The sequence below is a fragment of the Streptomyces sp. NPDC059371 genome (assembly GCF_042751995.1).
GTDB lineage: Bacteria > Actinomycetota > Actinomycetes > Streptomycetales > Streptomycetaceae > Streptomyces.
The window spans coordinates 11,655-19,916 of record NZ_JBHYXD010000094.1; the positions used below are offsets into that span (position 1 = coordinate 11,655).

6 protein-coding genes are annotated in these 8,262 nt (G+C 72.3%); 2 read left to right on the forward strand and 4 right to left on the reverse strand.

Annotated features, from left to right (window positions below; translation table 11 throughout):
* Window positions 1-111: 111 nt before the first annotated feature.
* The 3 genes from ACFXGX_RS34550 to ACFXGX_RS34560 all read right to left on the reverse strand — a co-directional run bounded on the left by ACFXGX_RS34550 (window position 112) and on the right by ACFXGX_RS34560 (window position 3,672).
* Complete coding sequence (locus tag ACFXGX_RS34550; RefSeq protein ID WP_384799450.1) at window positions 112-825, reverse strand: helix-turn-helix domain-containing protein; 714 nt, start codon at window positions 823-825, stop codon at window positions 112-114.
* Between the two features lie 169 nt (window positions 826-994).
* The gene (locus ACFXGX_RS34555) at window positions 995-1,672 is read right to left on the reverse strand and encodes a response regulator (RefSeq protein ID WP_384799453.1); all 678 of its coding nucleotides are present in this window, start codon (window positions 1,670-1,672) and stop codon (window positions 995-997) included.
* A complete protein-coding gene (locus tag ACFXGX_RS34560; RefSeq protein ID WP_384799456.1) occupies window positions 1,669-3,672 on the reverse strand; it encodes an ATP-binding protein in 2,004 nt (667 codons plus the stop codon). The genes ACFXGX_RS34555 and ACFXGX_RS34560 overlap by 4 nt, the downstream gene beginning before the upstream one ends.
* A 360-nt stretch (window positions 3,673-4,032) precedes the next feature.
* Between ACFXGX_RS34560 and ACFXGX_RS34565 the strand changes: the two genes are divergently transcribed.
* The gene (locus ACFXGX_RS34565) at window positions 4,033-5,448 is read left to right on the forward strand and encodes a cation:dicarboxylate symporter family transporter (protein ID WP_384799504.1); all 1,416 of its coding nucleotides are present in this window, start codon (window positions 4,033-4,035) and stop codon (window positions 5,446-5,448) included.
* Between the two features lie 150 nt (window positions 5,449-5,598).
* Here ACFXGX_RS34565 and ACFXGX_RS34570 read toward each other — a convergent pair whose 3' ends face one another.
* Window positions 5,599-6,216 (reverse strand): TetR/AcrR family transcriptional regulator, encoded by a 618-nt coding sequence (locus ACFXGX_RS34570; protein ID WP_355769452.1) that lies wholly within the window; start codon window positions 6,214-6,216, stop codon window positions 5,599-5,601.
* 178 nt (window positions 6,217-6,394) lie between these two features.
* Here ACFXGX_RS34570 and ACFXGX_RS34575 point away from each other — a divergent pair, with 178 nt between their 5' ends.
* Window positions 6,395-8,149 (forward strand): MFS transporter, encoded by a 1,755-nt coding sequence (locus ACFXGX_RS34575; protein ID WP_384799459.1) that lies wholly within the window; start codon window positions 6,395-6,397, stop codon window positions 8,147-8,149.
* Window positions 8,150-8,262: the final 113 nt, after the last annotated feature.

Below are 8,262 nucleotides of genomic sequence, written 5' to 3' on the forward strand. Positions count from 1 at the left end.
GTCCCGCGTCGGGGGGGCCCGGGGGGGGTTGGGCGACGCCGCCCCCACGCTTGGTGTGCACCCACCCCCCGCCCGGGGCCGCGGTCCGACACCAGGCCGGAGCCGGAGACCTCAGTACGTACTCGCGCGGACGGCCGCCCAGAAATGGTCGACGACCCGGTCGAGGAAGTCCTGGCCGGACTCGCCGGAACCGGTGGCGGCCGGACCGCCGCCCCAGTTCAGCGTGGCGGCCATCCGCCCCTGGTAGTCCGTGTGCAGCTCCTCCAGCACGGCCTCCAGGAGACCGCGGTCCAGCGGCACCAGCTTCCCGACCGGGCGCACGTAGGCCCCCCAGCGTGTCGTCACGGCGCTGCGCAGCAGGTCGGCGAGCCGCCCGTCACGGCCCGTCACGGTGACGAAGTCGGGCAGCGAGAGGTCGAGGACCTTGGCGAGCGCGGTCGACTGCCGTTCGTTGCCGCGCCAGTTGCCGGACTCCTCCATGCGCTCATAGGCGAGGAGATCGATCCCGACGGCGTGTGCCACGTCCTCCGGGGCGAGATCGCGGGCGACGCGGTGTTCGCGCAACGTGCGCGGCGCGCCTATGAGTTCACCCGCCGAACACCACAACACGCCCGCGAGGGCGGTGAGTTCGGGGCTGCTCGGGCGGGCGATGCCGCGCTCCCAGGCGATGACCAGATCGGGTGTGGCGTACGGCAGCCCGTACGAGGCTCTCAGGCCGTACGCGACATGCTCGGGCCCCATTCCGAGCGCTGCCCGCAGTCTTCGGGCGGCCGGGGCGTTGAAGGGCGGGGTGGGCTGTTGGGCTTGCGGTCGGTGCACGCGCACAAGCTATGGGCCGAGGGTAGCGATGACTACGGACTGTTCGGCCACAATTACAGATTGTAGGAACATACGGTTTCGGTCGCGGTCCGGAATTCGCCCTGCTGTACGACAACTCGGTCGCGCGTACGGCTGTCCGGACTGTGGCATCGGCCGGGCGGCTCCGTCCGGCAGGTCAGCTCTTCACCCAGCGGTACCGCAGCTCCGGCCGGCCGACCGTCCCGTACTGCGGGGCGCGTGCCGCGCGGCCCGCCTCCACCAGATGCTCCAGATAGCGCCGGGCCGTGATCCGGGAGATGCCGACGGCCTCGGCGACCTTGGCCGCCGTCAGTCCGCCCGCGTGGTCCCGGAGGGTGACGGTCACGCGTTCCAGGGTCGGCGCGCTCAGGCCCTTGGGCAGCGCGGCGGGGCCGGGAGCCCGCAGGGCGGCCAGCGCCCGGTCCACCTCGGCCTGACCGCTCGCCTCGCCGGCCGCCGCGCGGAACTCCGCGTACCGGATGAGCCGGTCGCGCAGGGTGGCGAAGGTGAACGGCTTCAGCACGTACTGGACGACCCCGAGCGACACGCCCTCCCGTACGACCGCCAGGTCCCGCGCGGAGGTGACCGCGATGACGTCGGCGCGGTGGCCGGCGGCCCGCAGGGACCGGGCGAGCTGGAGGCCGTGCGTATCCGGCAGGTGCAGGTCGAGCAGCAGCAGGTCCACGGGTGTGCGCTCCAGCGCGCGGCGCGCCTGCGCACCCGTGTGGACCTTGCCCACCGCCGTGAATCCGGGCACCCGGCCGACGTACAGGACGTGCGCGTCGGCGGCGACCGGATCGTCCTCGACGACGAGCACACGGATCGGCTCGGTCATGAGGTGCCTCCCGGCAGAACGGGTGCGGAGGACCTGGCGGTCGGGACACCGGGCGCCGCGCCGGCGTCCGGGGTGGAGCCCGGACCGGGCCTCGGGACTGGGGTCCGGTCGGAGGCGGGGTCCGGGTCGGACGCTGTGCCTCGGCGGGAGCCCGGGTTCGGGTCTGTGGTCCGGTCCGAGGCCGGGTCTGGGGTTGCGGTTGGGTCCGAGGCCGGGTTCGGGTCTGTGGTCCGGCCCGAGGCCGGGTCTGGGGTTGCGGTTGGGTCCGAGGCCGGGTTCGGGTCTGCGGTCCGGTCCGAGGCCGGGTCTGGGGTTGCGGTTGGGTCCGAGGCCGGGTTCGGGTCTGTGGTCCGGTCCGAGGCCGGGTCTGGGGTTCCGTCGGAGGCTGGGGTCGGGGTTCCGGGCTGGGCCGGGAGCGGCAGGCGTACCTCGAACTCCGCTCCGCCGTCGGCTCCTTCGTGCAGCGCGAGCGTGCCCGCGTGCCGGGTCACCGTCTGGCGGGCGAGGGCCAGGCCGAGCCCGCGGCCGCCGGGGCCCGAGGGCTTCGTGGACCAGCCGTGCTGGAAGACCCGCTCGGTGTGGGCGGGGTCCACCCCGGAGCCGGTGTCGGCGACCCGCAGCACCAGGGCCGCCTCCTCGGTGAACGCCGTCACCGTGACGCGGGCGCCCACCGTCCCCTGCGCCGCGTCCATCGCGTTGTCGATCAGGTTGCCGAGCACGGTGACGAGGTCGCGCGGGGTGAGTGAGGCAGGGAGCAGTCCGTCGTCGATGCCGCTGTCCTCGGAGACCACGAGTTCCACCCCGCGCTCGTTCGCCTGCGCCGCCTTGCCCAGCAGCAGCGCGGCGAGGACGGGTTCGCTGACCGCGGAGACCACCTCGTCGGTGAGCGCCTGGGCCAGCTCCAGCTCGGCCGTGGCGAACTCGACGGCCTCCTCGGCGCGGCCCAGTTCGATGAGGGAGACCACCGTGTGCAGCCGGTTCGCCGCCTCGTGCGCCTGCGAGCGCAGCGCCTGGGTGAACCCGCGCTCCGAGTCCAGCTCGCCCGTCAGCGACTGGAGTTCGGTCACGTCGCGCAGGGTGACCACCGCCCCGCGGCGCTCGCCGCCGGACACCGGGGAGGTGTTCACGACCAGCACGCGTGTGTCCGTGAGGTGGACCTCGTCCACGCGGGGCTCCGCCGACAGCAGCGCGCCCGTCAGCGCCGCGGGCAGCCCGAGGTCGGCCGGTGAGCGGCCGACCACGTCGTCCGTGACGCCGAGCAGTTCCCGCCCGCCGTCGTTCATCAGTGCCACGCGGAACTGCCCGTCCAGCATCAGCAGCCCCTCGCGTACCGCGTGCAGCGCGGCCTGGTGGTAGTCGTGCATCCGGCTCAGCTCGGCCGCGTTCATGCCGTGGGTGGAGCGCCGCAGCCGGGCGTTGATGACGTACGTGCCGACGGCGCCCAGCAGCAGCGCGCCCGCCGCGACCCCGATCAGGGGTGTGACCTGGTTCTGGACGCGTCTGGTGATCGCCTCGACCTTGATGCCGGCGCTGACCAGGCCGATGGTCCGGCCGTCGACCAGGATCGGGGTGACGGCGCGCACGGAGGGGCCGAGGCTGCCGGTGTACGTCTCGGTGAAGGAGTCGCCGTTCAGCGCGGGGCCGATCGTCCCGAGGAAGTGCTTGCCTATCAGTCTCTCCTCGGGGTGCGTCCAGCGGATGCCGCGCGGATCCATGATCGTCACGAAGTCGACGCCGGTGTCCCGCTGGACGCGCAGGGAGTACGGCTGAAGCCGCGCGGTGGGGTTCGCCGTGCCGATGGCCGCGTGGACGGACGGGGCGTCCGCGACCGAGCGGGCGACCGCCATCGCCTGGCGGCCCGCGGCTTCCTCGGCCTGGCTGCGGTCGCCGGCGTAGGTGAACAGCGCGTACCCGGCGACGAGGACCGCGATGAGCACGGCCTGCATGCCGAAGAGCTGGCCGGCCAGGCTGCGCGGTCGCGGGACACGGGGGAGACGCATGCCGTTCAGTGTGCCTTCCTCTGGCGTGGGCGCCCCAGATGGGTGACGAGGGGCGCCTCAGGTGTGCGTGACGAGGGGCGCCGCAGGTGTGCGCGGCGAGGGGCGCCGCAGGGGTGCCTGACGAAGGGGGTTCCGCAGGGGTGCGCGACCGAGGAGGTGCCCAGAGTGTGTGACGACGCGGGTGCCCCGGGGTGATGAAGCGGATGTCCCGGGGGCGCCTGTGAACTCAATGAACGGAAGGGTGACCGCCCTCACACGCCGGGAGATAGTCCCCTCATCCCCCGGGAGCCCCGCCTCCCGAATCCCCCGGACGTGAGCCGCACGCCGGGTTTCCGCCGGACGTGAGCCGCACGCCGGATGATGCCGACGACGTCGTCAAGGAGGGCAGCCGTGGCCAGCACGCCGCAGACCGCACCTGCCGCACCCGCCACCAGACGGGACCGCACGCACTACCTCTACATCGCCGTGATCGGCGCCGTGATCCTCGGGATCGCGGTGGGCCTGATCGCCCCCGACTTCGCCGTCGAGCTCAAGCCCATCGGTACGGGCTTCGTGAACCTGATCAAGATGATGATCTCCCCGATCATCTTCTGCACGATCGTGCTGGGCATCGGCTCGGTCCGCAAGGCCGCCAAGGTCGGCGCCGTCGGCGGTATCGCGCTCGGCTACTTCCTGGTCATGTCGCTGGTCGCGCTCGCCATCGGCCTGGTCGTCGGCAACATCCTGGAGCCGGGCTCCAGTCTGGCGATGACCGACGCGGTCAAGGACGCGGGACAGGGCCAGGTGTCGGCGGAGGCGCTGCCGCCGGTCGACTTCGTGCTCTCGATCATCCCGACCACGATGGTCTCGGCGTTCACCGAGGGCCAGGTCCTGCAGACCCTGCTCGTCGCGCTGCTCACCGGATTCGCCCTCCAGGCCATGGGGGCGGCCGGGCAGCCGGTCCTGCGCGGGGTGGAGCACATCCAGCGGCTCGTGTTCCGCATCCTCGCCATGGTCATGTGGGCCGCCCCGCTCGGCGCCTTCGGTGCCATCGCCGCCGTCACCGGTTCCGCCGGCTTGGACGCGCTCAAGAGTCTCGCCGTGCTGATGCTCGGCTTCTACGTCACCTGCTTCCTGTTCGTCTTCATCGTGCTCGGGACGCTGCTGCGCGTGGTGACCGGCCTGAACATCCTCACGTTCCTGAGGTATCTGGGCCGGGAGTTCCTGCTGATCCTGTCCACCTCGTCCTCCGAGTCCGCCCTGCCGCGGCTCATCGCGAAGATGGAGCACCTGGGCGTCGGCAAGTCGGTGGTCGGCATCACCGTCCCGACCGGCTACTCCTTCAATCTCGACGGCACGATGATCTACATGACCATGGCCTCGCTCTACATCGCCGACGCGATGGGGACGCCGATGTCCGTCGGGGAGCAGATCCCGCTCCTGCTCTTCCTCCTCGTCGCCTCCAAGGGCGCGGCCGGCGTCAGCGGGGCGGGCCTGGCCACGCTGGCCGGCGGCCTCCAGTCCCACAAGCCCGCCCTGGTGGACGGCGTCGGCCTCATCGTCGGCATCGACCGTTTCATGAGCGAGGCCCGCGCGCTGACGAACTTCGCCGGCAACGCCGTGGCCACGGTCCTGATCGGAACCTGGACGAAGGAGATCGACAGGGAGCGGGTGTCCCAGGTCCTCGCCGGACGGCTTCCCTTCGACGAGAGCACCCTGCTGGACGACTCCGGCGCCACCGACGTCCACGCGGACGTGCCGGAGCAGGGCGGCGAGAAGGAGCCGGCCACGGCCTAGATCGTGTCCCAGTAGCTCCCGGGGGCTGTCAGGCGCTCCCCGCCCGACGGGCCCCGGGATGCCGGGCGGCAGGGCATCCCCCACGGGCCCGGCCGCCCGGTGCACGGCGAACGGCCGGGTCCCCGGGGGTCCCTGACCACCTCCGGGGGCTCAGCCGCTCAGCTTCGCCACGAGTTCGGTGGCGCGCGAGGCGGGTACGCCCGCCGCGGTCAGCATGGTGACCGTGGCGGAGCCGCCCGCCTCCTCCGCTGCCAGGAGGCCGTCGTTCACCGCCTCCATGAGGGCGAACAGGGTCTGCTCGTGCACGTACGCCAGCGCGTACGGAGGCAGCGGCGAGGCGAACACGCCCTGCTCCAGGCCGCGCCGGAGAATCTCCGCGCAGGCCTCGCGGACCGGCGTCAGACGCTCGCGGATGCCCTGCATGGTGACGCTGCGCTGAGCGAGGGCGACCAGCAGCCGGTACCGGTCGGCGATCTCCCAGACGGCCAGGGTCGAGCGGGCCAGCGACTCGGCCGGGTCCGCGACTCCTTCGCGGCCCGCCGCGTGCGCCGCCGCGACCGCCGCCACGGCCTCGTCGGTGAGGGTGCCGACCAGCGCCTCGCGGCTCGGGAAATGCCCGTAGACCGTGCGCCGTACGACTCCCGCCGCCCGCGCGATCTGGTCCATGGACGCGTCGGGGTCACGCAGCAGTTCGGCGAGCGCGACGTCCAGGATGCGGCGGCGGTTCACATCGGCGCGGCTCGGGTTACCCGTGGTCATGGCTGTCATTCTGCCCGCCCGTCGCCGGGCGGCCGCCTGTCCTGTGAGCACAGGGCTCGACCTCCTTCATTTGCACAGCGCTGTGCAATCTCGTATCTTGCACACTGTTGTGCAGTTGCACTCCACTGTGCAAGTTCTGGCACGGACGATCTCCGTGTCCGTCGACGAAGGAAGGGCGACCGTAGCCATGCGTCTCGTCATGAACGAACCGGTCGAGGGGATGGACCGGCCCTACGCCAGGCGGTGGTGGGCGCTGCTGGTCCTCTGCCTGAGCCTGCTGATCATCGTGATGGCGAACACCGCCCTCACGGTCGCGGCTCCCGACATGACCCAGGACCTCGGCCTGTCCAGCGCCGACCTGCAGTGGGTGATCGACGGCTACACCGTCCCGTACGCCGCCCTGATGCTGCTGCTCGGCGCGATCGGGGACAAGTACAGCCGTCGCGGCGCGCTCGTCCTCGGGCTCGTCGTCTTCGGCGGCGGCGCGATCGCCGGCTCGCTCGTCGGCAGTTCCACCGGGGTCATCGCGGCCCGTGCCGTCATGGGTGTCGGCGCCGCGCTGATCATGCCCGCCACCCTCTCCCTGCTCGCCGCGACCTTCCCGCGCGCCGAGCGGGCCAAGGCGATCGTCCTGTGGACCGCCACCGCCGGACTCGCCATCGCCGCCGGTCCGCTGGTCGCCGGCGCCTTGCTGGAGCGCCACGGCTGGTCGTCCACGTTCCTGATCAACGTGCCGATCGCCGCGCTCGCCATCGTCGGCACGCTGGTCCTGGTGCCGCCGTCCAAGGCCGCGCACCACAACCGCATCGACTACGTCGGCGGGCTGCTCTCGGTCGTCTGGATCGGCTCGCTCGTCTACATGATCATCGAAGGCCCGCACTTCGGGTGGGGCGTCAAGGCCGTGACCGCCGCCGTGACCGCCGGGGCCGGACTGGTCCTCTTCGTGCTGTGGGAGCTGCGCCACCCGCGCCCGGTCATTGACGTACGGCGCTTCGGGCACCGGCGCTTCGCCGGTTCGAACCTCGCCGTCGCCCTCTTCTTCCTGGCCGTCTTCGGCGCCTTCTACTACCTCACCCAGCACCTCCAGTTCGTCCTCGGCTACGACGCGCTGGATACCGGCGTACGGATGCTGCCGCTCGCCGGTGCCGTCTTCGTGGGCTCGGCGCTCACCGGGTACCTCACCCCGCGCATCGGCATGAAGTTCACGGTCACCGCGGGAATGGTCGGCGGCACGGCGGCGCTCGCGCTGCTCACCCGGGTGGACGCCTCCTCCGCGTACGGCGATCTCGTCCTGCCCCTCGTCATGCTCGGCCTCGCCATCGGGCTGGCCCTCTCGCCCTGCACGGACGCCATCATGGGCGCGTTCCCCGAGTCCGAACTGGGCGTCGGCGGCGCGGTCAACGACACCTCGCTGGAGCTCGGCGGCTCGCTCGGCATCGCCATCCTCGGTTCGGTGCTGGCGAGTTCGTACTCCTCGCACCTCGCCGACGCGACCGCGGGCAGCAAGCTCCCGGCGGGCACCCTGGCCACGGCCCAGGACTCGGTGGGCGCCGGGTACGCCGTCGCCCAGGGCATCGGCGACAAGGCCCGGGCGCTCGGCGAGCAGGCCGCGCAGTCCCCGAACCCGGAGCAGGCGGCCCAGTTGAAGGCGCAGGCCGGACAACTCGCCGACGGGGCGCACCGGATGGCGGACGCGGTCGGTTCGTCCTTCTCCGATGCCGTGGCGCACACCAGCCTCGTCGGAGCGGTGATCCTGGGCGTGGGCACGGTACTGGTGGCGATCCTGCTGCCCCGCAAGTCCCGCACGGAGGGCGAGGCCGAGCCGGAGGCGCAGCCCGAGTCCGAGGCCGCGGAGGAAGGTGCCGCGCAGGTCGGCGACGGGGGTGAGGAGGGCGGCGGTGATCACGCCGGAACCGTGACCCCCCGGGCCGCCGTCTCGTAGAACATGCACTACCGTGGCCGGGGGGGCGAACCCGACCCGGCGCGCGCGGGGATGCGGCTGTCACACGCGAGAATTAATAGTCTGGGCCGGGCGCAGAGAGGGCCGCACGGGTC